Origin of the sequence: Candidatus Methylobacter oryzae, assembly GCF_003994235.2 — a bacterium.
In the GTDB taxonomy this organism is placed as follows: domain Bacteria; phylum Pseudomonadota; class Gammaproteobacteria; order Methylococcales; family Methylomonadaceae; genus Methylobacter_A; species Methylobacter_A oryzae.
Genome location: NZ_RYFG02000018.1, coordinates 1 through 1100 on the forward strand (window position 1 = coordinate 1; position 1100 = coordinate 1100).

Genomic DNA, 1100 nt, shown 5'->3' on the forward strand with positions numbered 1-1100 from the left:
GGTAGCGCTTGCGGTGTTTTCTTTTAGCCATTGCAAATTTTAAATTTTGCAGGTTTTGCAACTCAATGGCTACTTTTAAAACACGCACTTAACGGCACTGCCCTCATCCCACCCTTTATTCCGGCCAGAACTCAGGATTCATGATCTGGTCGACATCCCACGGGCAAGACTCAGGAAACACGTTCAGTATCCCGGTTTCGTTCTCTGCAATGCGTGCAGCATCCGCCCATGACTCCGACCAAAAATCAAGATTTTCAAGGTTGGGTTTTAAGCTTGGCGTCTTGCTGAGTCTGCGCATAAGCATAGTACGCTGGTCTTTGATGGTTCGTTCCCAGCTTTTACCCCGATGGCTTGGCTGATATCGCCATTTAATTAAGTGTGCAAGCAACACCGCCATTCTGTTTTCAAATTCACGTTGCTCGCTTTTGCCCACGTCTTCAATCTCATCTGCAATATGTTCAAGGTCAAGCAAGTCAAAGCGGCCGGAACGAATAAACGCCGCTTGTTCATTTGCCCATGCTATTACGTCGGTTTCGTAGCTTTGCATTAGTCATGCCCTCTGTGTCTCAATAGAGTTTAAACCTTTTCAGAATAACAGCCGATTGCAAACAAAACAATCCTATTGAGATACCGCATTTGCTGAATAGTACAAAAGACAAAATATGAAGTGTATTTGCTATAAAACCAGCAGCTATATTTTTTTGTAAGGAAGTGCAAACCATGCAAGTTCAATTTACAACTGTTTTTAGTAAAGTTCCCAAAGGCTACATGGCTTTTGTTGAGGAATTGCCGGGAGCTAATACTTGCTGAAGAGGATTTGCAAGGGGAGGAAGTTATTCGGGAGCGGATTTTGCTTGTCGCATGAAGCGTCTGAAATAAGGGGGGTTTTGCATTGTGCATTTTTTAAAACCCACCCTTGTAAGGGGAGGAGGCGTTACAAGCCTTTCAATTTGTTTAACAGGGTTTCGCCGTTGTCGCAATCGATAATCCAGTCCCCGATGCGTTCCAGGGTATCGGTATCCCTAATCGGCTTGAGCAGGGATTGGGCCGCGATGGATGCCGTCTGGCCGAAACGGCGTTGTATGAGCCTGACTAGCAAT

At 45.4% G+C, this 1100-nt stretch carries 1 protein-coding gene; it reads right to left on the reverse strand.

What is annotated here, in order from left to right; all coding sequences use genetic code 11:
* Positions 1–115 precede the first annotated feature (115 nt).
* Positions 116–547, reverse strand: a complete 432-nt coding sequence (locus EKO24_RS03220) for a DUF29 domain-containing protein (RefSeq protein ID WP_127028975.1) — start codon at positions 545–547, stop codon at positions 116–118.
* Between the last annotated feature and the right edge of the window lie 553 nt (positions 548–1100).